25 protein-coding genes and 1 pseudogene are annotated in these 24,187 nt (G+C 52.7%); 17 read left to right on the top strand and 9 right to left on the bottom strand.

The features are described from left to right. Positions 1-26 precede the first annotated feature (26 nt). The 4 genes and pseudogenes from OGX91_RS05650 to sstT form a co-directional block, all read left to right on the top strand. A complete protein-coding gene (locus OGX91_RS05650; protein ID WP_155021876.1) occupies positions 27-527 on the top strand; it encodes a M48 metallopeptidase family protein in 501 nt (166 codons plus the stop codon). A gap of 72 nt (positions 528-599) precedes the next feature. Next, the gene (locus OGX91_RS05645; protein ID WP_286625671.1) at positions 600-1,598 is read left to right on the top strand and encodes a Gfo/Idh/MocA family protein; all 999 of its coding nucleotides are present in this window, start codon (positions 600-602) and stop codon (positions 1,596-1,598) included. A gap of 270 nt (positions 1,599-1,868) precedes the next feature. Next, positions 1,869-2,837 (top strand): TerC family protein, encoded by a 969-nt coding sequence (locus tag OGX91_RS05640; RefSeq protein WP_005131442.1) that lies wholly within the window; start codon positions 1,869-1,871, stop codon positions 2,835-2,837. 147 nt (positions 2,838-2,984) lie between these two features. After that, positions 2,985-3,574 (top strand): annotated as a pseudogene (gene sstT, locus OGX91_RS05635) (serine/threonine transporter SstT); the annotation flags it as partial. Positions 3,575-3,590: 16 nt separating this feature from the next. Here sstT and OGX91_RS05630 read toward each other — a convergent pair. The 3 genes from OGX91_RS05630 to uxaC all read right to left on the bottom strand — a co-directional run bounded on the left by OGX91_RS05630 (position 3,591) and on the right by uxaC (position 7,195). Next, positions 3,591-4,145: a YgjV family protein gene (locus tag OGX91_RS05630; RefSeq protein ID WP_005131445.1), complete on the bottom strand. Its 555-nt coding sequence runs from the start codon at positions 4,143-4,145 to the stop codon at positions 3,591-3,593. Between the two features lie 134 nt (positions 4,146-4,279). Next, positions 4,280-5,767, bottom strand: coding sequence for a UxaA family hydrolase (locus OGX91_RS05625; RefSeq protein WP_005131449.1), 1,488 nt, complete (start codon positions 5,765-5,767; stop codon positions 4,280-4,282). A 15-nt stretch (positions 5,768-5,782) separates the two neighbouring features. After that, positions 5,783-7,195: a glucuronate isomerase gene (gene uxaC / locus OGX91_RS05620; protein ID WP_005131452.1), complete on the bottom strand. Its 1,413-nt coding sequence runs from the start codon at positions 7,193-7,195 to the stop codon at positions 5,783-5,785. A 474-nt stretch (positions 7,196-7,669) separates the two neighbouring features. Here uxaC and exuT point away from each other — a divergent pair, with 474 nt between their 5' ends. The 11 genes from exuT (at position 7,670) to OGX91_RS05565 (ending at position 14,950) form a co-directional block, all read left to right on the top strand. Further along, positions 7,670-8,971: a hexuronate transporter ExuT gene (gene exuT, locus OGX91_RS05615; RefSeq protein WP_005131457.1), complete on the top strand. Its 1,302-nt coding sequence runs from the start codon at positions 7,670-7,672 to the stop codon at positions 8,969-8,971. 134 nt (positions 8,972-9,105) lie between these two features. Next, positions 9,106-9,882 carry a transcriptional regulator ExuR gene (gene exuR / locus OGX91_RS05610; RefSeq protein ID WP_005131459.1) on the top strand — a complete coding sequence of 259 codons (777 nt, stop codon included), beginning with the start codon at positions 9,106-9,108 and terminating at the stop codon, positions 9,880-9,882. Between the two features lie 349 nt (positions 9,883-10,231). Next, positions 10,232-10,894: a DedA family general envelope maintenance protein YqjA gene (yqjA, locus tag OGX91_RS05605; RefSeq protein WP_005131462.1), complete on the top strand. Its 663-nt coding sequence runs from the start codon at positions 10,232-10,234 to the stop codon at positions 10,892-10,894. A 3-nt stretch (positions 10,895-10,897) separates the two neighbouring features. Further along, complete coding sequence (gene mzrA, locus OGX91_RS05600; protein WP_005131464.1) at positions 10,898-11,281, top strand: EnvZ/OmpR regulon moderator MzrA; 384 nt, start codon at positions 10,898-10,900, stop codon at positions 11,279-11,281. Positions 11,282-11,429: 148 nt separating this feature from the next. Continuing rightward, complete coding sequence (locus tag OGX91_RS05595) at positions 11,430-11,798, top strand: DUF1090 domain-containing protein (protein ID WP_040230539.1); 369 nt, start codon at positions 11,430-11,432, stop codon at positions 11,796-11,798. Between the two features lie 33 nt (positions 11,799-11,831). Continuing rightward, positions 11,832-12,137 (top strand): ElaB/YgaM/YqjD family protein, encoded by a 306-nt coding sequence (locus OGX91_RS05590; protein WP_003024832.1) that lies wholly within the window; start codon positions 11,832-11,834, stop codon positions 12,135-12,137. Positions 12,138-12,139: 2 nt separating this feature from the next. After that, positions 12,140-12,535, top strand: a complete 396-nt coding sequence (locus OGX91_RS05585) for a phage holin family protein (RefSeq protein ID WP_005131468.1) — start codon at positions 12,140-12,142, stop codon at positions 12,533-12,535. After that, a complete protein-coding gene (locus OGX91_RS05580; RefSeq protein ID WP_005131470.1) occupies positions 12,535-12,834 on the top strand; it encodes a YqjK-like family protein in 300 nt (99 codons plus the stop codon). The genes OGX91_RS05585 and OGX91_RS05580 overlap by 1 nt, the downstream gene beginning before the upstream one ends. A 174-nt stretch (positions 12,835-13,008) precedes the next feature. Then, a complete protein-coding gene (locus tag OGX91_RS05575) occupies positions 13,009-13,401 on the top strand; it encodes a DoxX family protein (protein WP_005131473.1) in 393 nt (130 codons plus the stop codon). 72 nt (positions 13,402-13,473) lie between these two features. Further along, positions 13,474-14,460: a glutathionyl-hydroquinone reductase YqjG gene (gene yqjG / locus OGX91_RS05570; protein WP_005131479.1), complete on the top strand. Its 987-nt coding sequence runs from the start codon at positions 13,474-13,476 to the stop codon at positions 14,458-14,460. A 124-nt stretch (positions 14,461-14,584) separates the two neighbouring features. Further along, positions 14,585-14,950: a DUF805 domain-containing protein gene (locus OGX91_RS05565; RefSeq protein ID WP_005131480.1), complete on the top strand. Its 366-nt coding sequence runs from the start codon at positions 14,585-14,587 to the stop codon at positions 14,948-14,950. A 37-nt stretch (positions 14,951-14,987) separates the two neighbouring features. On the opposite strand, the gene yhaJ is transcribed toward OGX91_RS05565, so the two are convergent. Next, entirely contained in the window at positions 14,988-15,884 is an 897-nt protein-coding gene (gene yhaJ / locus OGX91_RS05560; RefSeq protein ID WP_003024855.1) for a DNA-binding transcriptional regulator YhaJ, read from the bottom strand. Positions 15,885-15,988: 104 nt separating this feature from the next. On the opposite strand from yhaJ, the gene OGX91_RS05555 reads away from it, so the two are divergent. Together OGX91_RS05555 and OGX91_RS05550 are read left to right on the top strand one after the other, a co-directional pair. Beyond that, positions 15,989-16,690, top strand: coding sequence for a pirin family protein (locus tag OGX91_RS05555; protein WP_005131482.1), 702 nt, complete (start codon positions 15,989-15,991; stop codon positions 16,688-16,690). A 26-nt stretch (positions 16,691-16,716) separates the two neighbouring features. After that, a complete protein-coding gene (locus tag OGX91_RS05550) occupies positions 16,717-16,866 on the top strand; it encodes a protein YhaL (RefSeq protein WP_005131483.1) in 150 nt (49 codons plus the stop codon). A 119-nt stretch (positions 16,867-16,985) separates the two neighbouring features. Here the strand turns inward: OGX91_RS05550 and OGX91_RS05545 are convergent, their stop codons facing one another. From OGX91_RS05545 to pflB, 5 genes are all read right to left on the bottom strand, one after another. Continuing rightward, entirely contained in the window at positions 16,986-18,296 is a 1,311-nt protein-coding gene (locus OGX91_RS05545; RefSeq protein ID WP_005131484.1) for an L-cysteine desulfidase family protein, read from the bottom strand. A 24-nt stretch (positions 18,297-18,320) separates the two neighbouring features. Next, positions 18,321-19,652 carry an SLC5/6 family protein gene (locus tag OGX91_RS05540; protein WP_040230536.1) on the bottom strand — a complete coding sequence of 444 codons (1,332 nt, stop codon included), beginning with the start codon at positions 19,650-19,652 and terminating at the stop codon, positions 18,321-18,323. Between the two features lie 353 nt (positions 19,653-20,005). Then, positions 20,006-21,370, bottom strand: a complete 1,365-nt coding sequence (gene tdcG, locus OGX91_RS05535; protein WP_199947168.1) for an L-serine ammonia-lyase — start codon at positions 21,368-21,370, stop codon at positions 20,006-20,008. A gap of 88 nt (positions 21,371-21,458) precedes the next feature. Further along, positions 21,459-21,854, bottom strand: a complete 396-nt coding sequence (locus tag OGX91_RS05530) for an enamine/imine deaminase (protein WP_040230535.1) — start codon at positions 21,852-21,854, stop codon at positions 21,459-21,461. A gap of 13 nt (positions 21,855-21,867) precedes the next feature. Further along, the gene (gene pflB, locus OGX91_RS05525) at positions 21,868-24,162 is read right to left on the bottom strand and encodes a formate C-acetyltransferase (RefSeq protein ID WP_040230534.1); all 2,295 of its coding nucleotides are present in this window, start codon (positions 24,160-24,162) and stop codon (positions 21,868-21,870) included. Between the last annotated feature and the right edge of the window lie 25 nt (positions 24,163-24,187).

The raw sequence follows: 24,187 nt of genomic DNA, 5'->3' as shown, positions 1-24,187 counted from the left end.
CTTTTTATACTTTATATGGGGCACTAATGAGTCAGTTGACCTATCTGCAAGGCTACCCGGAAAATTTACTTTCCCAGGTTCGTACGCTGATTGCTGAACAGCGTCTGGGGGCGGTGCTGGAAAAACGTTATCCCGGTACGCATGACTTCGCGACCGACAAAGCGCTCTGGCAATATACCCAGGATCTGAAAAATCAGTTTCTGCGTAACGCCCCGCCGCTGAATAAAGTCATGTATGACAGCAAGATCCACGTTCTGAAGAATGCGTTGGGGCTGCATACCGCCGTCTCTCGCGTGCAGGGTGGCAAGCTCAAAGCCAAAGCGGAGATCCGCGTCGCTACCGTGTTCCGTTCTGCGCCTGAACCTTTTTTACGCATGATCGTCGTACATGAACTGGCGCATCTGAAAGAAAAAGAGCACGACAAAGCGTTTTATCAGTTGTGCTGCCATATGGAACCGCAATACCACCAGTTGGAGTTTGATACCCGCCTGTGGCTCACGCAACAATCGTTAAAGCAAACTGCGTAGTCGCGCACTGGCTTTGTCTTCAGGGCATGCTAAATTGACGCAAGGATCCCTTTTCGCAGCCTGAAGGCCTTTATGATACGTTTCGCAGTAATTGGCACAAACTGGATCACCCGCCAGTTTGTCGATGCCGCCCATGAAACCGGCAAATATAAGTTAACCGCAGTGTATTCCCGTAGCCTTGAACAGGCACAGACCTTCGCCAATGATTATCCCGTCGAGCATCTCTTTACCTCGCTGGAGGCAATGGCGCAAAGCAACGCGATTGATGCCGTTTACATTGCCAGCCCGAACTCTCTGCACTTCCCGCAGACAACGCTGTTTCTACAGCACAAAAAGCATGTCATTTGCGAGAAACCGCTGGCCTCAAACCTGACGCAAGCCGAAGCCGCTATCGCCTGCGCGCGCGAAAATCAGGTGGTGCTGTTTGAAGCGTTTAAGACCGCCAGCCTGCCTAATTTCCTGCTATTACAGCAATCACTCCCCAAAATTGGGCGAGTCAGGAAAGCGCTGATCAATTACTGTCAGTATTCTTCACGTTATCAGCGTTATCTGGACGGTGAAAATCCCAATACGTTTAATCCCGCGTTTTCTAACGGTTCAATTATGGATATCGGCTTTTACTGTCTGGCCGCTGCGGTTGCGCTCTGGGGTGAACCACTGAGCGTTCAGGCAAGTGCCAGCCTGCTGGAAAGCGGCGTCGATGCCCACGGCGTGGTGGTACTGAATTACGGCGATTTTAGCGTCACGTTACAGCACTCGAAAGTCAGTGATTCCGTGCTGGCCAGCGAAATTCAGGGCGAATCAGGGTCGCTGGTTGTCGAGAAGATTTCCGAGTGTCAGAAAGTGTGCTTTATTCCGCGCGGTGGCAAAACGCAGGATCTTACGGTGCCTCAGCACATCAATACTATGCTTTATGAGGCAGAGGCTTTTGCTCATCTGGTTGAATCCGGCGAAGTGGATCATCCGGCACTGAACGTCAGTCGTATTACCGCCAAACTACAAACGGAAATTCGCCGCCAGACCGGCGTGGTTTTCCCGGCAGACGAAGCGGTAACCTCGCTGACTGCGTAAATGTGTGTAAAACGAATGTTGCAGGCCATTGACTGAATGCATGGCCTGTAATATTTTGTAACCCGCAAAGGGGAGTAACTTCGTTGTCGGTTGATCGTCATTACGATGTGTGAAAAACCACATCCGGTCACCGGGCGATAACAAAGGAATACGCCATCGTATTCCTTTGTTGTTGTAAGTGAGACCTTGCCGAATGGCAAGGTCTATGCATAAAAAGCAGCGGCTAACGTCATTCGGCGTTGGCCGTTTTTTTATGCATGGGGAAATAAAATGAATACTGTCGGCACACCGTTGTTATGGGGTGGCTTCGCTGTTGTGGTGGTCATTATGCTGGCCATCGACCTGCTGCTACAGGGTCGTCGTGGCGCACATACGATGTCGATGAAACAGGCCGCGGCCTGGTCAATCGTCTGGGTAACGTTGTCGTTGCTGTTTAACGCGGCATTCTGGTGGTACCTGGCTGAGACTCAGGGCCGTGCCGTTGCCGACCCGCAGGCGCTGGCGTTCCTTACCGGCTATTTAATTGAAAAATCGCTGGCGGTAGATAACGTCTTTGTCTGGCTGATGCTGTTCAGCTACTTCTCCGTACCGCCTGCATTGCAGCGTCGGGTACTGGTGTATGGCGTGCTGGGAGCGATTGTTCTGCGTACGATCATGATCTTCGCTGGCACCTGGCTTATCACCCAGTTTGAGTGGCTGCTGTACGTGTTCGGCGCGTTCCTGCTGTTTACCGGCGTGAAAATGGCGCTGGCAAAAGAGGATGAATCAGGCATTGGCGACAAACCGCTGGTACGCTGGCTGCGTAGCCATTTACGTATGACCGATACTATCGAAAACGAGCACTTCTTCGTGCGTAAGAACGGCCTGCTGTTTGTCACGCCGCTGATGCTGGTGTTGATTCTGGTTGAGCTGAGCGACGTGATTTTCGCCGTCGACAGTATTCCGGCAATCTTTGCCGTCACCACCGACCCGTTCATCGTACTGACCTCGAACCTGTTCGCTATTTTGGGTCTGCGTGCGATGTACTTCCTGTTGGCAGGTGTGGCGGAGCGTTTCTCCATGCTGAAATATGGTTTGTCGATCATCCTGGTGTTTATCGGTATCAAGATGCTGATCGTCGATTTCTACCATATCCCGATCGCTATCTCGTTAGGTGTGGTCTTCGGTATTCTGTTTGTGACGCTGGTTGTGAACGCGTGGGTCAACCACCAGCACGATAAAAAGCAGCAAATACAGTAACTTTTACTTAGCGAGTTGATAAAGCCCGACCGCACATTGCGTGCGTCGGGCTTTTTGCTGGGTATGTCAAAACAATGTTAGTATAAAGTTATAAAATATAATCTGAGCGCGGAAATCAGGATTTTTATCTCCCCGAAACGGCATCTTTCCTTGCTGTGGGGCTACGCGCAACTGCTGGCCGTACTGGTTGGCTGTATGCTGCTGGTGGCGCTGGTGGTCAACCCGCTGCTGGTATTCTGGAAAATTCGCCGTAACCCGTATCCGCTGGTGCTGGCCTGTCTGCGCGAAAGCGGCGTGTACGCTTTCTTTACCCGCAGCTCTGCCGCCAACATTCCGGTGAATATGGCGCTGTGTTAGAAGCTGAATCTGGACCATGATACCTACTCGGTATCTATCCCGCTGGGCGCCACCATCAATATGGCGGGCGCGGCGATCACCATTACCGTACTGACGCTGGCGGCCGTGAATACGCTGGGCATTCCGGTCGATTTACCGACGGCGCAGTTACTGAGCGTGGTGGCGTCGCGGGGGGCTCTCTGCTGTTAATTCCGCTGGCGTGCAATATGTTTGGTATCCCGAATGACATCGCCATGCAAGTGGTGGCCGTTGGCTTTATCATCGGCGTATTGCAGGATTCCTGTGAAACGGCGCTGAACTCTTCTACTGACGTGCTGTTTACCGCGGCGGCCTGCCAGGCTGAAGATGAACGTCTGGCAAATAACGCCTTGCGCGGCTAATCGTTTCTCCCCTCCGTCAGCGGGCGGAGGGGTTCTCTTGCTGTACGCTTTTTTCAATTTTGAACGGATCAATTCCGCGTTTTTGCATGCGCCTGAAGCGGATAATGTTCAGGCCGTTCATCACCAAAAAGCTGCCTTCGATCATCGTCCCGCCAATCGATCCTAACCAGAAATTATGAACAACCCAGCAGGCGGTTGCGCACCACATTACGCAGCGCACGGTTAACCCCTGGCAGCGAAACAGTGCCCAGGTGCTGGCCAGCGTGCCGATTATCGGCAACAGCTCCATCGCATGCTGCAATTTTGCCAGCCCAAGAACCAGCGTGAGGACAATAAAAACGGTCATGACCCACAGCTTGCGGGTATGCATTGAGACGAGTGTGCGGATGGTGTTGAGCTCAGCGCTCATTCCCGCGGGCCAGGCGCCCATCAGAAAAAAATGCACGCCGATAGTGGCGCTGTAAACGGCGAGTTGCAGCCGAAACCGGCGCTCATCACGATTGAAAAAGGTGGTAATGCCGATCAGAAAGGCGATGACACCTACGCCCTGGGCCAGCCAATACGCGGTCATGCAAGCAACCCCAACTCCATTTTGTAGGCCGGATAAGGCGTGTTCGCCGCCATCCGGCAACGGTTTGTGCCTGATGGCGCTACGCTTATCAGGTCTACGATTTGCGCAGACCTGCAGGCACCATCAGGCATTTATTACAGCGTCACTCCCGACTTAAACAGCGCCAGTTCGCGGAAATCGTTGCGCTCGTTGCAGGTTTGCTTACCGTTGGCGAACTCAACGATGGTATCGACAAACTCGTTCAGCAGTTGCGGCATCGCTTTACCGTGGATTAGCTGCCCGGCATCAAAATCGATCCAATGCTTTTTCTTCGCGGCCAGCTCGCTGTTGGTCGCGATTTTCACCGTCGGTACAAAACCGCCGTACGGTGTACCGCGTCCGGTACTGAACAACACCATATGACAGCCGGCCCCCGCCAGCGCACTGGTCGCTACGGCATCATTACCCGGAGCACTTAACAGATTCAGACCTGGCGTTTTCAGGCGTTCGCCGTAGCGCAGTACATCAACAACTTTGCTGGAACCCGCTTTCTGTGTACATCCCAGCGATTTATCTTCCAGCGTGGTGATGCCACCCGCTTTGTTCCCCGGCGATGGATTCTCGTAGATCGGCTGGTCGTGGGCAATAAAGTACTGCTTAAAGTCATTGACCATGGTAACCAATTTGCCAAAGGTTTCTTCATCGCGGCAGTGATCCATCAGCAACTGCTCGGCGCCGAACATTTCCGGCACTTCGGTCAGCACGGTAGTTCCGCCGTTCGCAATCACGTAGTCAGAGAAACGCCCCAGCATCGGATTAGCGGTGATCCCAGACAAGCCGTCAGATCCGCCGCATTCCAGACCAAACTTCAGCTCACCCAGCTTACCCGGCTCACGCTTATCGTTACGCATCACGTTGTACAACTGATGGAGATGTTCGATCCCCGCTTCCACTTCATCTTCCTGGTGCTGGCAGACCATAAAGTGAACGCGATCAGGATCATACTCCCCTAACGTTTCGCGGAAGGCATCAACCTGGTTGTTTTCACAACCGAGGCCAACCACCAGCACCGCCCCCGCATTCGGGTGACGCACCATGTTTTGCAGCATGGTGCGGGTGTTAATGTGGTCGTCACCCAATTGCGAGCAGCCGTAGGTGTGACTGAAGAGATGTACGCCGTCGATACCTTCAGCGTCGTGGGTCTCTTTCAAAAAGCGGTTCTGCATCTGACGCGCCATGGCATTCACGCAGCCGACGGTCGGCAGGATCCACAGTTCGTTACGCACCCCAACGTCACCGTTCGCGCGGCGATAAATCTGCACATCGCGATCGGCAGGCTGCGCGACTTCCGCCTGGAAATCAGGTTGGTAGCGATACGTGTCCAGGTCGCTCAGATTCGTGCGCGTGTTGTGAGCATGAATGTGCTCACCCGCAGCGACATCAACCAGCGTATGACCGATTGGCAAACCGTATTTAATGACGTTTTCACCTTTCGCGATACCGCGTAAAGCGAATTTATGGCCACGAGTCACCGCCTGGCGCAGAGTGACCACCTGCCCGTCAACGGTGACGTCGGTTCCTTCTGCCAAATCAGCAAGCGCAACTGCGACGTTATCCAGCGCATGGATCTTGATGTATTGCATACCTTCACCCGGGCCTTAGTTCAGTTCAATGGCGAAGTAATCACGCGCATTGTTGAAGCAAATATTTCTCACCATTTCACCCAGCAGCTGGATGTCGGCAGGCGCTTCACCTGCGGCAACCCAGCGACCAATCATCTGACACAGGATGCGACGGAAGTATTCATGGCGGGTGTAGGACAGGAAGCTACGGCTATCAGTCAGCATGCCGACGAAACGGCTCAGCAGCCCGAGCTGCGCCAGCTGCGTCATCTGACGTTCCATCCCGTCTTTCTGATCGTTGAACCACCAGCCGGAACCGAACTGCATTTTGCCCGGCATACCTTCGCCCTGGAAGTTACCGATCATAGTCCCCAGCACTTCGTTATCGCGCGGGTTCAGGCAGTACAGGATGGTTTTCGGCAGCAGGTTTTGTTCATTCTGCTTGCTCAACAGTTTGGACAGCTCTTCCGCCATCGGACGGTCGTTGATGGAGTCAAAGCCGACGTCCGCACCCAGCAGCTTGAACTGACGCAGGTTGTTATTACGCAGCGCGCCGATGTGGTACTGCTGTACCCATTCGCGACGCGCGTATTCTGCGCCGAGGAACACCAGCACGGCAGTTTTGAACTGGGCGACTTCGTGCTCGCTCAGGGTTTCACCGGCCAGGCGACGAGCCAGGATGTTATCCAGTTCAGCTTCGTTAGACTCGGCAAACAACACCACATCCAGCGCATGGTCAGAGACTTTACAACCGTGCGCAGCAAAGTGATCCAGACGCTTGGTCAGCGCGGTTTGCAGGTCGGTAAAGCGGCGGATCTCGGTGTCAGAAACTTCACCCAGCTTCGCCATGTAATCGTTAAAGGTCGCCAGTTCAATGTTGAAAGCTTTATCCGGACGCCAGCTTGGCAGCACTTTGATAGCAAAGGTGCCGTCTTTCGCGACCGCAGCGTGATGCTCCAGAGAATCGATCGGGTCATCGGTGGTACCGACCATTTTCACATTCATCTGCTGCATGATTCCACGTGCGGAAAACCGATCCTGCGCCAGCAATTCGTTGCACTGATTCCAGATTTCATCGGCAGTTGCAGGTGACAACAGCTTACCTGTAATACCAAATGGGCGACGCAGTTCAAGATGCGTCCAGTGGTAGAGCGGGTTACCGATGGTGTGTGGGACCGTCGCGGCCCATGCTTCAAACTTCTCGCGATCGGACGCATCACCGGTACACAAGCGTTCAGCGACGCCGTTAGTACGCATGGCGCGCCATTTGTAGTGATCGCCTTTCAGCCAGATGTCATACAGGTTGTTAAAACGGTAGTTATCTGCGATTTGTTGCGGCGGCAAATGGCAGTGGTAGTCGAAGATTGGCTGGTCTTTGGCGTAATCATGATACAGACGGCGGGCAAATTCGGTGTCCAGCAGGAAATCTTCAGTCATAAACGGGGTCATTATCGTCTTCCTCTCAGCGAGTGCGTCAGATTGCTTATGTTTTGATGTTGTCAAAGTTATCACACCAATTTCCATACACCGAAGATATTTTCGTGAGTTAGATCAACAAATGATAACAAAAAAATTACTCTCAAAGAGGTAAAACTCACGGCAAGCCGCGCCAGTACTGGCTTTGCTGAATCGAATTAATGACCACACGAAGATTCACACTTTTGTGATGGCACTCACCTTTTAAAGCTGTATGACAAGTTATCTTTTTGCCGTCGCGATACATAGGCCGACGGAATGCAAATTACCGATGGTCCACCATCGGATTGACCGGTATGGAAACCGAATTAGCACAATCATTGACATGGCAAAGTTCGGGGCAGTGCCGGTTTTTTTTCGGTCACGCCCTTCGTAAAAGAACATCCTCCGCCCTGGACTGGACGATGACCGCTCGTTAGCGGACATAACAAAACGATGAGGTTTTACATGCGTAAAATTAAAGGGTTACGTTGGTACATGATCGCACTGGTGACGCTTGGCACCGTGCTGGGTTACCTGACACGTAACACTGTGGCGGCAGCTGCGCCAACTCTGATGGAAGAGTTACACATCTCCACTCAACAGTATTCCTATATCATCGCAGCGTATTCTGCTGCTTACACCGTAATGCAACCCGTTGCTGGCTACGTGCTGGATGTGCTCGGCACCAAAGTAGGCTACGCGATGTTCGCCGTTCTGTGGGCCGTCTTCTGTGGTGCCACGGCGCTGGCTGGTAGCTGGGGTGGACTGGCACTGGCACGAGGCGCAGTCGGTGCCGCAGAAGCCGCGATGATCCCTGCGGGTCTGAAAGCCAGTTCAGAATGGTTCCCGGCAAAAGAGCGTTCTATTGCCGTAGGTTACTTTAACGTCGGCTCTTCTATTGGCGCGATGATCGCTCCGCCGCTGGTCGTGTGGGCTATCGTCATGCACAGCTGGCAGATGGCGTTTATTATTTCTGGTGCCCTGAGCTTCATCTGGGCGATGTCCTGGCTTGTCTTCTATAAACACCCGCGCGACCAGAAAAAACTGTCTGACGAAGAGCGTGATTACATCCTTAACGGTCAGGAATCGCAGCATAAAAACAGCACAGCGAAGAAAATGTCGCTTGGCCAGATCCTGCGTAACCGCCAGTTCTGGGGTATCGCACTGCCACGTTTTCTGGCAGAACCAGCCTGGGGGACATTCAACGCCTGGATCCCGCTGTTCATGTTTAAAGTCTACGGCTTTAACCTGAAAGAGATTGCGATGTTCGCGTGGATGCCAATGCTGTTTGCTGACATGGGCTGTATCATCGGGGGTTACTTACCGCCGCTGTTCCAGCGCTGGTTCGGCGTAAACCTGATCGTGTCCCGTAAAATGGTCGTCACCATGGGTGCACTGCTGATGATTGGCCCAGGGATGATTGGTCTGTTCACCAGCCCGTATATTGCTATTGCCCTGCTGTGCGTCGGTGGTTTTGCTCACCAGGCACTGTCTGGCGCGCTGATTACGCTCTCTTCTGACGTATTTGGCCGCAATGAGGTCGCGACCGCTAACGGCCTGACGGGGATGTCAGCCTGGCTGGCGAGTACTCTGTTTGCCCTGGTCGTTGGCGCCCTGGCTGATACCATCGGTTTCAGCCCGCTGTTCGCCGTACTGGCAATATTCGACCTGCTCGGTGCGTTAGTCATCTGGACGGTACTGCAGAACAAATCGGCCAGCGAGATTGATTCAGGTCCGCAAACCGGCTCTCCCGCCACGCAAAATTAACCTGACGCTAGTCGTCATGGGTATATAATGCAGAGCCGCCAGTTAACTGGCGGCTTTTTTGTCGGTGCGAGTAGAGCCGCCATCGCAAAAGTGGTATAACAAATATAGTCTGCTGTATCATGCCTGGAGTGCATATGGAAATCACTGAACCACGACGTTTGTACCAACAACTTGCTGCCGATCTAAAAGAACGCATCGAGCAAGGCGTCTATCTGGTGGGCGATAAACTTCCCGCCGAGCGCTTTATTGCCGATGAAAAGAATGTCAGCCGTACCGTGGTTCGTGAAGCGATTATCATGCTCGAGGTTGAAGGCTACGTTGAGGTGCGTAAAGGATCAGGTATCCACGTCATCTCTAACCAACCCAAACATTATGTTGCTCCCGACGAAGGTCTGGAATTCGCCAGCTACGGTCCTTTTGAATTGCTGCAAGCGCGTCAGCTCATTGAGAGCAACATCGCCGAGTTTGCCGCCACCCAGGTGACCAAGCAGGACATCATGAAACTGATGGAAATCCAGGAGAAGTCGCGCAACGAAAAAAGCTTTCGTGACTCCGAATGGGACCTGCAGTTCCATGTTCAGGTCGCGCTAGCGACGCAAAACTCAGCTCTGGCCGCCATTGTTGAAAAAATGTGGACTCAGCGCGTTCACAACCCCTACTGGAAGAAATTGCACGATCACATTGATCTGCGCACGGTAGACAACTGGTGTGATGACCATGACCAGATCCTGCGAGCATTAATTCGCAAAGATCCACATGCAGCCAAACTGGCGATGTGGCAGCACCTTGAGAACACGAAACAGATGCTGTTTAACGAAACCAGCGATGATTTCGAGTTCAACGCGGATCGTTACCTTTTCACGGAAAATCCGGTCGTTCATCTGGATACTGCTGCAAACAGCACAAAATAAACGTTCAGACTTTCACAGGCGCGATAACAGCGCCTGTTTCTGACACACGGTAAGCATTAGGTATAAAGTGTCAGCCTGTGTAAATCCTCTCGCCTCACTCCCTTGCGATCAGCAAAATCAGAGTTCAACCACCGTAATTTCTATAACGGACAACGTTGACCTTTGTTACAATTAGATGCTATTTGAATTTTTGTGTTTGAGAGCTTGCTTACTTCACAACTTTACAGGGAATAGTTCAGGCCGTGAATTTGTGTCAGACCGCGATCCATGTAAAAAACACCAATAAAATTGCGGCGTTACAAACTCCAGAAAACCGGCATGACGACAACCGATTCTCCAGGAATATTGAATGGAACTACTGACTCAATTATTGAATGCTTTATGGGCTCAGGATTTTGAAACTCTGGCCAATCCTTCCATGATTGGTATGCTGTATTTTGTACTGTTTACAATTTTGTTCCTGGAAAATGGGTTACTACCCGCGGCCTTTTTACCTGGTGACAGTTTACTGGTACTGGTCGGCGTTCTTATTGCCAAAGGCGCAATGGGTTTTCCGCAAACCGTACTGCTGCTCACCACCGCAGCCAGCCTCGGTTGTTGGCTCAGCTATATTCAGGGCCGATGGTTGGGTAATACCCGCACCGTGCAAAACTGGCTTTCACATCTTCCTGCTCATTATCACCAACGCGCGCATCATCTTTTCCACAAGCATGGCTTATCCGCACTGTTGGTCGGTCGCTTTATTGCGTTCGTCAGAACATTACTACCGACCATTGCCGGACTGTCAGGGCTGAATAATGCGCGTTTTCAGTTCTTCAACTGGATGAGCGGGCTATTGTGGGTACTGATTCTGACCACGCTGGGCTATCTACTGGGCAAAACACCTGTTTTTCTCAAGTATGAAGATCAGCTCATGTCCTGCCTGATGCTGCTTCCTGTCGTATTACTGGTGGTTGGCCTGGCCGGTTCACTGGTTGTACTCTGGAAAAAGAAATACGGGAACCGAGGGTAAATTATGCTGAAATCACGCATAACGCTCCGACGACTGGCCTGGACCACCTCCTTTATGCTGTTTTTGAGCGCGTTAATCCTGACATGGTCGGTCATTCGCCAGCAGGAATCGACGCTTGCCATTCGCGCCATAAACCAGGGAGCCAGCATGCCTGATGGCTTCTCTATCTGGCATCACCTGGACGCCAACGGCATTCGTTTTAAAAGTATTACTCCGCAAAATGACGCGCTGCTGATCACCTTTGATTCCAGCGCGCAGAGCGCAGCCGCAAAGGTCGTGCTGGACCGAACGTTACCGCACGGCTTCGTTATTGCTCAACAGGATGATGACAATCAGGCAGTGCAGTGGTTATCTCGTTTACGGGATACACCGCACCGCTTTGGTTAATCTCCAGGAATCTGAATTAGATCACTCACTTTGGTGATTTCACCGTTTAGTGCCTATGATTAATAAACTGAAGTTATGACCTACAGCTTTATTATTCTGGAGCATCGACCACAACACATCGGGTCGCATCACAATGGAAGGTTCAAGAATGAAATACCGCATCGCTTTGGCAATGAGTCTTTTCGCTCTCAGTGCCGGCAGCTACGCTAACTCCCTCTGTCAGGAAAAAGAACAAGACATTCAGCGGGAAATTAGTTATGCCGAAAAACACAACAATCAGAGCCGCATCAATGGGTTAAACAAAGCACTTAGTGAAGTTCGGGCAAACTGTACTGACAGCAAACTGCGCGCGAATCACCAGAAAAAAATCGCGGAGCAGAAAAATGAGATAGCCGAACGTCAGCGTGATTTAGCCGAAGCGAAGCAAAAAGGCGATGCGGATAAAGTCGCAAAACGCGAACGTAAGCTTGCAGAGGCTCAGAAAGAGCTGAAGGAACTTGAGACCCGCGATTACTAAGTACGGTAACTACCCACTCACCTGGAGAAAACGATGTCAAAAGATAACGCTACGGAAAATCTGCGCGCTGAGCTGAAATCCCTTGCGGATACGCTCGAAGAAGTACTGAGCTCCTCTGGCGATAAGTCGAAGGAAGAGATGAGTAAAATTCGCAGCAAAGCCGAACATGCGCTGCGCGAGAGCCGCCATCGTCTGAGCGAGACCAGCGATGTGATTGCTAAGCAAACCCGTGAAGCGGCCGCCAAAGCCGATAACTATGTGCGCGAAAACCCATGGACAGGCGTTGGTATTGGCGCTGCGGTCGGTGTGGTGCTTGGTGTACTGCTGTCGCGCCGCTAACAATGGCTGACTCTCAACACGCACAAGGTCCAGGCAAAAGCATCCTGGGGACTGGACAACGGGTTCTCACGATTCTCGTTGAGATCGTAGAGACCCGATTACGGCTGGCCGTCGTTGAGCTGGAAGAGGAAAAAGCCAATCTCATCCAGATCCTGCTGATGCTTGGGCTGACCATGCTGTTCGCGGCGTTTGGCCTGATGAGCCTGATGGTGCTTATCATCTGGGCCATCGACCCTCAATATCGCCTGAACGCCATGATTGCCACAACCGTTGTGCTGTTGCTTTTGGCGCTCGTTGGCGGGATATGGACATTACGTAAAGCCCGTAAATCGACGCTGTTACGCCATACACGCCACGAACTCGCTAACGACAGGCAGGCCCTGGAGGATGATTTCTAATGAGCAGTAAAGTCGAGCGCCAAAAACGTAAGGCACAACTGCTTGGACAGATCCAGCAGCAACGGCTGGATCTGTCTGCCACTCGTCGCGACTGGCTGGAGGCCACCGAAGTCTACGATCGTGGTTGGAAGACGCTGTTGAACCTGCGCGGCTGGGTGCTGGTCGGCAGCAGTATTATGGCGGTTCGCACCATCCGTAATCCGAACCTACTGGTACGCTGGGCCAAACGTGGCTTTAGCGCCTGGAGCATCTGGCGTCTGGTAAAATCGACCATCAGACAACAGCAGCTGCGCGGCTGATCCCCTCTCCGTCCACCTAACCTCAAATTTTTTGAAAATTTCTGACAGTTTTCCTTGCTAACAATTGTCATTCTGTACGTCTATGATTCTCTCCATCGACAGCAACGACGCGTTCTGCAGCGTTGATGCACAAAAAACAAAACAATCCGCCTGAGTGGTTTCCTAGAGAGTATGATGAAAAAATTAGAAGATGTTGGTGTACTGGTAGCGCGCATTCTGATGCCAATCCTGTTTATTACTGCAGGTTGGGGAAAGATCACCGGATATGCGGGTACCCAACAGTACATGGAAGCCATGGGCGTCCCTGGTTTTATGTTGCCGCTGGTTATTCTGCTTGAGTTCGGCGGCGGTCTGGCAATCCTGTTTGGTTTCCTGACCCGTACTACCGCGCTGTTCACCGCAGGCTTCACGCTGCTGACAGCGTTCCTCTTCCACAGCAACTTTGCGGAAGGGATGAACTCTCTGATGTTCATGAAAAACCTGACCATCGCAGGCGGTTTCCTGCTGCTGGCTATCACCGGTCCGGGCGCATTCAGTATTGACCGTGTACTGAATAAAAAGTGGTAAGCGAGCTATACTAAACGCATTAAAAAGCGAGGAGACATCTCCTCGTTTTTGCTATCTGAGGAGGCGAAAATTATGGGACAACTCATTGACGGCGTCTGGCATGACACCTGGTACGACACCAAATCAACCGGGGGGAAATTTCAACGCTCGGCATCGGCATTCCGTAACTGGCTCACCGCGGATGGCGCACCGGGTCCTACGGGTGAAGGTGGCTTCGCCGCCGAAAAAGACCGCTATCATCTCTACGTTTCTCTGGCTTGTCCGTGGGCGCATCGCACGCTGATTTTGCGTAAACTCAAAGGGCTGGAACCGTTTATTTCCGTTTCCGTAGTGAATCCGCTGATGCTGGAAAACGGCTGGACGTTTGATAACAACTTCCCGGCAGCCACCGGTGATACGCTTTATCAGCACGAGTTTCTCTATCAACTGTATTTACACGCCGATCCGCACTACAGCGGCCGGGTGACCGTTCCGGTGCTGTGGGATAAAAAAAATCACACCATCGTCAGCAACGAATCGGCTGAAATCATCCGCATGTTTAACACCGCGTTTGATGCGCTGGGCGCAAAAGCCGGGGATTACTATCCACCTGTTCTGCAAAGTAAAATCGACGAACTGAACGGCTGGATTTATGACAACGTCAATAACGGCGTATATAAAGCCGGATTTGCTACCAGCCAGGAAGCTTACGACGACGCCGTAGAAAAAGTCTTTCAATCGTTGGCGCGGCTGGAGCAGATCCTGGGTCAACATCGCTACCTGACCGGTGACCAGCTAACCGAGGCCGATATTCGCCTGTGGACCACGTTGGTACGTTTTGATCCTGTGTATGTCACCCACTTCAAATGCGACAAACACCGCATCAGTGACTACCTGAATTTGTACGGTTTTCTGCGCGATATCTACCAGATGCCAGGCATTGCGGAGACCGTCAATTTCGATCACATCCGCAATCACTACTTCCGTAGCCACAAAACGATCAACCCGACCGGTATTATTTCAATCGGCCCGTGGCAGGACCTCAGCGAACCTCATGGACGTGACAGCCGTTTTGCCTGATTTACACAGGCCTCCGTTTGGGGCCAAATAATTAATACTACAAACATTTACCAGCATTATATTCGCAGCTATTCTTATTTTGATTGCTTTAAAAACAAGTAATTGAATGCAGAACGAGGCAAAAATGGATTGGTATTTAAACGTATTAAAGAACTACTTTGGGTTTGGTGGCCGCGCGCGTCGTAAAGAATACTGGATGTTTGTGCTGGTCAACATCATCTTCACGTTCGTGCTGGGCATTCTGGACAGAATGCTTGGCTGGGAACGCGCCGGAGGAGAAGGCATATTAACGACGATTTATGGGGTTCTGGTCTTTATTCCATGGTGGGCGGTACAGTTCCGGCGTTTACATGACACCGACCGTTCAGCCTGGTGGCTACTGGTGTTGCTGATCCCGATCGTCGGCTGGTTGGTCATCATTATTTTCAACTGTCAAAACGGCACGACGGGGAGCAACCGCTTCGGCGCTGACCCCAAACAGTTATCCTGAATTTAAATACGCCCCTTCCGTTGAAGGGGCGTATTTCTTATTTACCCGCAAACAGCTTGGGGATTTCCCGCAGACACCAGGATTTCGCCTCACCCATGCTGTCCCGACGCCAGGCCATAATAATATCAATTTCGCTTGTCGATTCCGGGCTTACTACCCGCAGCCGACCAGCGGCAATATCCTCTTCCACCAGTGGATACGGCATCGTCGCCACGCCCAGGCCAGCCAACAGCGCCTGGCGTTTATCTTCAATCGTACTCACCGTCAGACGCGGCTGTTTATCCAGCAGTTGAACCGTGAGTACCGGGCGTTCACGGGCGGTGTCCGCCACTGCGATCCCGCGGTATTTCACGCGGGTGACTTCCGATAACGGTTCCGGCTCCTGATGAATGGGATGATCCGGAGCCGCCACATACACGTTCATCAGTGAGTACAGCTTACGCGAGTTGATTTCTGAGGATGAGCGAAAATGCATATCCGGCGCAATCACGATATCCGCCCGCCCCTGCTCAAGACGCTCCCATGCCCCGGCCAGAACTTCGGTAATAACGGAAAGCTGGGTATTGGCCTTCCCGGCAAGTCGGTCGATCAGTGGGAAAAACGCCGCCGTCGGTACCAGCGCTTCGGTAACGATGGTCAGATGCGTTTCCCAACCGCGAGCCAGCGCTTCGGCATCGGTGGTCAGTTTATCCGCAGCTTCCAGCAGTACACGTCCACGTTCAAGCAGCATACGCCCGACGTTAGTAAATTTTGTGCGGTGACCTGAGCGGTCAAACAGCACCACGTCCAGCTCTTCTTCCAGTTTCTGCATGGTATAGCTGAGCGCGGAAGGTACGCGTCCCAGTTCATCTGCCGCAGCGGCAAAGCTGCCGCGCCTGTCTATTGCGTCCATGACGCGTAACGCTTCAAGCGTTAAAGCCCGTTCTTTGGCCATCTCGTTCTCATTCAGGAAATTTGAACATACCGGGCAGAATATCTGGCTAACAATGCAGCGTCTAGCCATTTAACATAAAAGGAAGTAAAGAGAGGTCAAGAACTATGATTACTACCCGTACAGCCAAACAATGCGGGCAAGCAGACTACGGCTGGCTGCAGGCCCGTTATACCTTCTCCTTTGGACACTATTTTGATCCTAAACTGCTGGGTTATGCCTCGCTGCGTGTTCTGAACCAGGAAGTTCTGGCACCGGGGGCCTCTTTCCAGCCACGTACCTATCCAAAGGTGGATATCGTCAATCTGATCCTCGAAGGGGAAGCAGAGTATCGCGACAGCGAAGGTAACCATATTCAGGCCAAAGCCGGAGAGGTGTTACTGCTCGCTACGCAACCAGGGATCAGCTACAGCGAGCACAATATCAGCAAAGATAAGCCCCTGACCAGAATGCAGCTCTGGCTGGACGCCTGCCCGCAGCGCGAAAACGCCTGCGTACAGAAAGCGACGCTGAGCGCAGGTAAGCATCAGCTGCTGGCCTCACCGGACGGTGAACAAGGCAGCCTGCATCTGCGCCAACAGGTATGGGTGCACCACGTTGAACTGCAGCAAGGTGAATCGCTGAGTTTTCAGTTACATGGGCCACGCGCTTATTTACAGTCGATTCACGGCAGATTCCATGCGGTGACGGCTGGCGCCGAAAAAGAAGCGCTCACCTGCGGCGATGGGGCATTTATTCGTGACGAAACTAACATAACGTTAGTCGCCGATACCCCGCTGCGCGCTTTGCTGATAGATTTGCCCGTATAGTCAGAGAAAACAACGGAGTACGACTGTTGAGTAAGAAGTTATCAAAAAAACGCCAGCCGCAGGCTGTGCCGGAAAAACGGGAGACAGTTCCCTTCGGCTATGAAGAAATGCTGACAGAGCTGGAAGCAATTGTGGCCGATGCTGAGCTACGACTGGAAGATGAAGAAGCCGCCTGAAAAGGCGGCTTTGACTTATGCCGGGTGACGGCTGCGCCTTACCCGGCCTACAAGACAGAGTATGTTGTAGGCCTGATAAGCACAGCGCCATCAGGCACCGGGTTTACCATCGTTCCTGCTTAATGTGTCTTACTGGCCATGATCTCAATGATCTGCTTGTCGGTTTCCTGCATCGAACGACACGCCAGCGCACACAGGTTAGTGATAGATTGCTCCACGTTGTGCGCCACAATCCCCTCATTGCCGGTTACAGCGGTATCGTCCAGCGCCATCAGCACCGCTTTCCAGGCTGCTGACGCACTGGTAGAGACTTTCATTGCGCAACTGTTCGAGGCGCCATCGCAAATCATTCCGCTCACGTCGCCAATCATGCTGCTGATCGCCATCGCGATAGTGTTATAACGACCATCCACGATCCATGCCATCCCCGCCGCCGCGCCCATTGCTGCCGTGGTTGCCGCGCACAGCGCAGACAAACGCGGAAGCTGATGATGGATGTAAATAGCACTCAGGTGAGACAGCATTAGCGCACGGGCCAGTTTCTCTTCATCAGCCCCAAAGTGCTCAGCCACCACCATCACCGGGACGGTGGCGGTAATCCCCTGATTGCCGGAGCCGGAGTTGCTCATGGCTGGCAACGTCGCCCCGCCCATTCGCGCATCCGATGCCGCGCTGGTACGAATAAGAATGGCGGTTGAGAGATCGTTAGCCAGCAGACCACGTGCGCACTGCTTCTCCAGCGTAGTTCCGATGTGCAAGCCCCAGTTGCCGCGCAGTCCTTCCTGAGACAGCGCACCGTTCAGTTTGGCCGCATCGAGAATAAAGCGGATTGACTCAAACGGCACAGCATTCACAAATGCCACAATCTCTTCCAGCGAGGTGTGAGACAGTACCGCCAGCGGCGACTCCAGCTCCTCTTCCTGAGCATTCTGTTCTGTGGTGAACACTACACCCTTATTGGTCTCGATGTGGACTATGTTGGTATGACCGCCCACAATCGTCACGCACGCCCATCCTTCAGCGCTGTAAACCTTCGCGCGGGAAAAGAGGATATCCTCGCAAGGCTCCTGCAGCATCACCGCCACCTTCCCGGCGGTCAGCATCGCTTTGGCATCCGCAATCGCTTGTGGTGACGCGTCTTTCAGTACCTCTAAACCGGCGTGGGCATTTCCCCCCAGCGCACCCAGCGCCGCCGCGACAGGCAACCCGACCATTCCGGTACCCGGCACGGTAACGCCCATGCCGTTTTTCATCAGGTTCGGTGAGACCCACGCATCAATACGTTCTACCGCGCCGTCCAGCTCGGAGGATGCGACCGCTGCCGCCAGAGCCAGAGAGATAGGTTCCGTACAACCCAGCGCAGGCTTAACTTCTTCCTGCACCGCGCGGATAAAACTATCCCATAATGGATTCAATGTAGTCTCAAACATAACAACAACCCTTGCTCAGATAACTCAGGAAAATGCCAGGAACGGAGAAACGCACAACAACAGGCCGGTGACGATAATCAGGTACAGAGAGGCGCCTTTGTATTTGTGCAGTGCAGGAACTTTGTAGACCAGCCAGGCCGGGATCAAGCAGCCCACCATGCCGAAGATTGGGCTACAAATAGAGGTGAAGCTCAGTACCGGCGCATTGAGCACAATTGCACTCCAGGCCAGTAAGATAGCGAAGACCATAATGCCGCGTTGAACCAGAGTTTCGTTGATTTTCTCGGCTGGCATTTTGCGGCGCAGCACGTTCATTACGATCCCCTGAGTGGCTTCACGAAAGCCTAAGTAAACACCGAAGAAGGCGGTCATCACGGCGAAAATGTTCAGAATAACGCTGACGATTTTCACCCAACCTGCACCATCACCACTGATAAACTGCGCGGCGATCGCCAGAGCGGAAATGTTCTGCTCATAGGCTTTAACCGCTTCGTCATGCCCCATCGCCAGCGTGAAGGAAACGGCGTAGAAAAAGACGGTGACAAACAGAATACCGAACGCGATGTTCATAGCACGCAGAGCTTTATGGCGTGCCACCTCAATCGATTTCTCACGAGAGCGGTACGAAATAACCATCGGGCTTAGCGTCTGAATAAACAGAATTGAAGTCAGGGTAAACGGCAGCGTGATAATTGCGTTTTTGATCAGCAGCGCCATCGGCGGCAGTGAGCCCGCGTTATACAAATGCCACATTCCCACCATCGATACACCAAGCGCTGCCACCACCAGCAGCTTGGTCAGTACCATGCCGGTGGAGATCTTAAACAGCAGTTTTTCCCCGCGTGACGAGATAGCCACCAGGATGCAAATCAGCACCAGGCCGTAGAACGGGCTGTCGGATAGTAAGCCTTCAGTAACGCCAAATGTGTGCAGATAAGAGGCGCTGTCGTTGGTGATGGCGGTGGAATAGACGAACATCCAGATAACCAGCATCACAAAATATAATGCGCCTAACAGGATGCCCCAGTTTTTACCCAAATAGCCGCTGATTACGCTTGGGTAATCTTTACATTCCGGGGATTCCGCCAGCGTGTTGATAAACAGGCGCTGGAATAAATACATCGCAGGATAGCCGATAATGGAGGAGAGCAAGAAAACCCACAGCCCCATCAGACCCACCTGGACGGGAAGGAAAACAATCCCCGCACCAATCGCCATCCCAATACTCATAATGACCCAGCCGGTGTCCGTGCTGTCGAACTTAATAGCTTCCCGCCATTCGCTTTCGGTCATTCCCGCCCGACGCGCAGGCGCTGATGCGTCGAGTATTACGCTACTATTCGTTGCCGTTTCCATAATTTCCCGCTTAATGTGTAGGTAGAGGTTTTTTTTATTTTATCGCACTGCTTCAAGGCGATACGCAGTACATGAGATGCAGGCAAGCTATTAGAATGGAGAAATCATACGCGCAGGGTTAGAGAAAAACTTCACAAACAAACCCCTGTAATTGCTGATAGTTAAGAAATATTTTCTCTTAAACCTTGATAAGATGTTATTCCTTTCTATTTTTGAAGCAGATCACAACAAAAAAGGCGTACTAAAGTACGCCTTTTGGGTTCTGTCGGATTGAGTCACTCTTTGCCGGATAGCGGCGCTTGCGCCTTATCCGGCCTACAAAAGCGTGCAAACTGTAATCACGACCATTAACCTCAGGTACAAACCACTTTAATTGCCAGGCCTCCACGTGAGGTTTCACGGTATTTGTCGTTCATGTCTTTGCCCGTCTCGTACATGGTCTCGATCACTTTATCGAGTGACACGCGTGGCTCGGACGTCCGTCGTAACGCCATGCGCGCGGCGTTGACGGCTTTTACCGCGTTGATCGCATTGCGCTCAATACACGGTATTTGTACCTGCCCGGCGACCGGATCGCAGGTCAGTCCCAGGTTATGCTCCATGGCGATTTCCGCCGCAATACACACCTGAGACGGGCTACCGCCAAGCAACTCGGTCAGCCCGGCAGCAGCCATTGAACAGGCTACGCCAATTTCCCCTTGGCAGCCCACTTCTGCCCCCGAAATCGAGGCGTTCATCTTATACAGTGCGCCTATCGCCCCGGCGGCCAGCAAATAACGGGCGATGGAGTTGGCATTCACCGGACGGCGGAACTTGTCGTAATAGGCCAGGACAGCAGGGATAATCCCACATGCTCCGTTGGTCGGTGCCGTCACAACCCGGCATCCGGCGGCGTTTTCTTCGCTCACGGCCAGCGCGAACATGTTGATCCAGTCGATCACGTTCATTGGGTCGCTGGACAGGTTGTCGCTGGAGACCAGCAGTCGACGCAATGCCACGGCGCGACGCGGCACATTAAGCGGGCCCGGCAGGACGCCTTCGGTGTTCATGCCGCGCTCAATCCCGGCATGCATGACGTCCCAAATGGCAGCAAAGCCAGCATCGATTTCTTCTTTGCTGCGCATCGCCAGCTCGTTTTGCATCATCAGACCGGAAACAGACAGCCCGTTGCGCTCACACAGTTTCAGCAGTTCGCTGGCGGAATGAAAATTGTAGGGCACGTGTGCTTCAACATCATGCGCCTGACCAAATTGCTCCTCTTCAACGATAAAACCACCGCCGACGGAGTAATAGGTTTTTCTTAACAGCGTCTCGGTGCCGTTCCACGCGGTGATGCGCATACCATTTTCATGGCGCGGCAGCGTTTCGGTATGGAAGAGAATATTTTCATCTGGAGAGAAATCGACAACATGTGTGCCCTCTGCCACCGGTAAACGTCCGGTACGGGCCACTTCCTGCGTAAAACCAGCGATTGAATCTATATTAACGTTTTGTGGGCTGTTACCAGCCAGCCCCATCATGATAGCGACATCTGTCGCATGACCTTTTCCGGTCAGGGAGAGCGATCCATAAAGATCGACCACAATATGTGTAGCCCTGGGGAGTTCCCCGCTGCTGACCAACAGATCGATAAAGCTTTTACCTGCATTCATGGGCCCCACGGTATGGGAGCTGGAAGGTCCAATGCCAATCTTAAAAATATCGAATGCGCTAATCATATCCACACCCTCGGATTGCCGTTCAGTGAAGACCAGGTTTCACACTCATTAAAGGATCGGGGCGATCCGCAGATCGCCCCGCAGGGGATTACACCGTGTCGCCACGTACAGCGATGGCTTCAATTTCCAGCTTTACATCCTTCGGTAAGCGGGCGACCTGCACGCAACTGCGCGTGGGGTAGATAGCCTTGTGCTCATCAAAGAACTGCTGGTACACCTGGTTAATGGTGGCGAAGTCATTCAGATCGGCAACGAAAACGGTGGTTTTCACGATGTCGCTCACTTTCAAACCGGCGGACTCGACAATCGCTTTCACGTTTTCCAGGCTTTGACGCGCCTGATCGATCACGTTTTCTGCCACTTCACCGGTCTGTGGGCACACCGGTATTTGGCCCGATGTGAACACTATGCTGCCCAGATCCACACCCTGTACGTAAGGGCCAATGGCCCCTGGCGCACATTCAGTTGCAATAACTTTTCTCATAGCCCCTCCGGCGTTAAAGCGCCTGGGTGAAAGTACGGGAAATTACATCCTGCTGCTGTTCACGGGTCAGCGCGTTGAAGCGCACCGCATAACCAGACACGCGGATCGTCAGGTTTGGATAGTTTTCCGGGTGCTCAATGGCATCCATCAACATTTCACGGTTCATGACGTTAACGTTCAGATGCTGCCCACCTTCCACATGCGCTTCATGATGGAAGTAACCGTCCAGCAGACCGACCAGGTTGGTTTTACGCACCCCGTCCTCTTTGCCCAGCGCAGCCGGCACAATGGAGAAGGTGTACGAGATACCATCTTTGGCATAGGTGAACGGCAGTTTGGCCACCGAGGTTAACGACGCAACCGCACCTTTGCGATCGCGACCATGCATCGGGTTAGCCCCTGGCGCGAATGGCGTGCCTGCGCGGCGTCCGTCCGGCGTGTTACCGGTTTTCTGTCCATACACCACGTTGGAGGTGATGGTCAGAATGGACTGCGTCGGCACCGCGTTACGGTAGGTTGGCAACACCTTAATTTTCTTCATAAAGCGTTCGACCAGGTCGCAGGCAATGCTGTCCACGCGCTCGTCGTTGTTGCCGTATTGCGGATAGTCGCCTTCGATTTCGAAATCAATTGCCAGGCCGTTTTCATCGCGAATCGGTTTCACGCGGGCGTATTTGATAGCCGACAGAGAATCCGCCGCTACGGACAGACCCGCCATACCGCAGGCCATCGTGCGATAAACATCACGATCGTGCAGCGCCATCAGCGATGCTTCGTAGCTATACTTGTCGTGCATGTAGTGGATGATGTTCAGTGCGCTGATGTACTGCACAGCCAGCCAGTCCATAAAGTGGTCCAGGCTCTCCATCACCGTGTCGTAATCCAGCACATCATCCATCAACGGTGTAGTTTTCGGTCCGACCTGGATTTTCAGTTTCTCATCCACGCCGCCGTTGATTGCATACAGCAACGTTTTGGCGAGGTTGGCGCGCGCCCCGAAGAACTGCATTTGCTTGCCGATAACCATCGGGCTGACGCAACAGGCAATGGCATAGTCATCGCTGTCAAAGTCTGCACGCATCAGGTCGTCGTTTTCATACTGTAAAGATGACGTGACGATAGATACCTGGGCGGCATATTTTTTGAAAGCAATCGGTAGCTGCTCAGACCACAACACCGTCAGGTTCGGTTCAGGTGCCGGGCCCATGGTGTGCAGCGTATGCAGATAGCGGAACGAGTTTTTCGTCACCAGCGTGCGGCCATCCAGCCCCATACCGCCGATAACTTCGGTCGCCCAAATAGGGTCTCCTGAGAACAGAGTGTCGAATTCCGGGGTACGCAGGAAGCGCACCATGCGGATCTTCATAATGAAGTGGTCGATCAGCTCCTGCGCCTGCTGCTCGTCTAAAATTCCCGCTTTGAAATCGCGCTCAATGTAGATGTCGAGGAACGATGCGGTACGACCCAGCGACATCGCGCCGCCGTTCTGAGATTTCACCGCAGCCAGATAAGCAAAGTACACCCACTGCACCGCTTCCTGCGCATTACGTGCCGGGCGGGAGATATCGCAGCCATACTTCGCCGCCATTTCCTGCATTTGCAGCAAGGCGCGACGATGTTCAGACAGCTCTTCACGCAGGCGAATCGTGGCTTCAAGATTCTGCCCCCACTCCAGGTTCGACTGAAGATCGGCAAACTGCAGTTCACGCTCGCGCACCAGGTAGCGGATACCGTACAGCGCCACGCGGCGATAGTCACCGATGATACGGCCACGGCCATAGCCGTCCGGCAGACCAGTCAGCACGCCGGATTTACGGCAGCGCAGCATATCCGGAGAGTAGGCGTCGAATACACCCTGGTTATGGGTTTTACGCAGCTCAGTAAACTGGTATTCAAAATCAGCATCCATCTCACGACCATAAGCATCAAAAGAGCTTTTGATCATGTTGATGCCGCCAAACGGATGTAGCGCACGCTTGAGCGGCTTATCCGTTTGCAGACCGACGATTTTTTCCAGTTCTTGTTCAATATAACCCGCATCATGTGCGGTAATTGTGGTAGCAATATTGGTATCAAAATCAACCGGCGCATGCGTCGAGTTTTCGATACGGATGCCCGCCATGACTTTTTCCCACAATGCCGTGGTCGCAGGCGTTGCTTCGGCGAGGAAAGATTCATCCCCTTCATAAGGCGTATAGTTGTGCTGAATAAAATCACGGACATTAATTTCTTCTTTCCAGTCCGTACCTTTAAAGCCATTCCAGGCTTCGGCATACAGCATATCGCTGGTATCGATATTTACCTTCATGAAAAATAATCTCTCTGCTGAAAAT

This window comes from Citrobacter sp. Cpa228 (genome assembly GCF_030333085.1).
Classification (GTDB): Bacteria; Pseudomonadota; Gammaproteobacteria; order Enterobacterales; family Enterobacteriaceae; genus Citrobacter; species Citrobacter pasteurii.
The sequence above is the reverse complement of the archived record's forward strand: the minus strand, read 5'-3'. Positions and strand labels throughout refer to the sequence as shown.

Bases quoted from the DNA above. Each gene is read 5' to 3' on its own strand.
- OGX91_RS05650 (WP_155021876.1), top strand. From the start codon at position 27: ATGAGTCAGTTGACCTATCTGCAAGGCTACCCGGAAAATTTACTTTCC.
- OGX91_RS05645 (WP_286625671.1), top strand. From the start codon at position 600: ATGATACGTTTCGCAGTAATTGGCACAAACTGGATCACCCGCCAGTTT.
- OGX91_RS05640 (WP_005131442.1), top strand. From the start codon at position 1,869: ATGAATACTGTCGGCACACCGTTGTTATGGGGTGGCTTCGCTGTTGTG.
- OGX91_RS05630 (WP_005131445.1), bottom strand. From the start codon at position 4,145: ATGACCGCGTATTGGCTGGCCCAGGGCGTAGGTGTCATCGCCTTTCTG.
- OGX91_RS05625 (WP_005131449.1), bottom strand. From the start codon at position 5,767: ATGCAATACATCAAGATCCATGCGCTGGATAACGTCGCAGTTGCGCTT.
- uxaC (WP_005131452.1), bottom strand. From the start codon at position 7,195: ATGACCCCGTTTATGACTGAAGATTTCCTGCTGGACACCGAATTTGCC.
- exuT (WP_005131457.1), top strand. From the start codon at position 7,670: ATGCGTAAAATTAAAGGGTTACGTTGGTACATGATCGCACTGGTGACG.
- exuR (WP_005131459.1), top strand. From the start codon at position 9,106: ATGGAAATCACTGAACCACGACGTTTGTACCAACAACTTGCTGCCGAT.
- yqjA (WP_005131462.1), top strand. From the start codon at position 10,232: ATGGAACTACTGACTCAATTATTGAATGCTTTATGGGCTCAGGATTTT.
- mzrA (WP_005131464.1), top strand. From the start codon at position 10,898: ATGCTGAAATCACGCATAACGCTCCGACGACTGGCCTGGACCACCTCC.
- OGX91_RS05595 (WP_040230539.1), top strand. From the start codon at position 11,430: ATGAAATACCGCATCGCTTTGGCAATGAGTCTTTTCGCTCTCAGTGCC.
- OGX91_RS05590 (WP_003024832.1), top strand. From the start codon at position 11,832: ATGTCAAAAGATAACGCTACGGAAAATCTGCGCGCTGAGCTGAAATCC.
- OGX91_RS05585 (WP_005131468.1), top strand. From the start codon at position 12,140: ATGGCTGACTCTCAACACGCACAAGGTCCAGGCAAAAGCATCCTGGGG.
- OGX91_RS05580 (WP_005131470.1), top strand. From the start codon at position 12,535: ATGAGCAGTAAAGTCGAGCGCCAAAAACGTAAGGCACAACTGCTTGGA.
- OGX91_RS05575 (WP_005131473.1), top strand. From the start codon at position 13,009: ATGAAAAAATTAGAAGATGTTGGTGTACTGGTAGCGCGCATTCTGATG.
- yqjG (WP_005131479.1), top strand. From the start codon at position 13,474: ATGGGACAACTCATTGACGGCGTCTGGCATGACACCTGGTACGACACC.
- OGX91_RS05565 (WP_005131480.1), top strand. From the start codon at position 14,585: ATGGATTGGTATTTAAACGTATTAAAGAACTACTTTGGGTTTGGTGGC.
- yhaJ (WP_003024855.1), bottom strand. From the start codon at position 15,884: ATGGCCAAAGAACGGGCTTTAACGCTTGAAGCGTTACGCGTCATGGAC.
- OGX91_RS05555 (WP_005131482.1), top strand. From the start codon at position 15,989: ATGATTACTACCCGTACAGCCAAACAATGCGGGCAAGCAGACTACGGC.
- OGX91_RS05545 (WP_005131484.1), bottom strand. From the start codon at position 18,296: ATGTTTGAGACTACATTGAATCCATTATGGGATAGTTTTATCCGCGCG.
- OGX91_RS05540 (WP_040230536.1), bottom strand. From the start codon at position 19,652: ATGGAAACGGCAACGAATAGTAGCGTAATACTCGACGCATCAGCGCCT.
- tdcG (WP_199947168.1), bottom strand. From the start codon at position 21,370: ATGATTAGCGCATTCGATATTTTTAAGATTGGCATTGGACCTTCCAGC.
- OGX91_RS05530 (WP_040230535.1), bottom strand. From the start codon at position 21,854: ATGAGAAAAGTTATTGCAACTGAATGTGCGCCAGGGGCCATTGGCCCT.
- pflB (WP_040230534.1), bottom strand. From the start codon at position 24,162: ATGAAGGTAAATATCGATACCAGCGATATGCTGTATGCCGAAGCCTGG.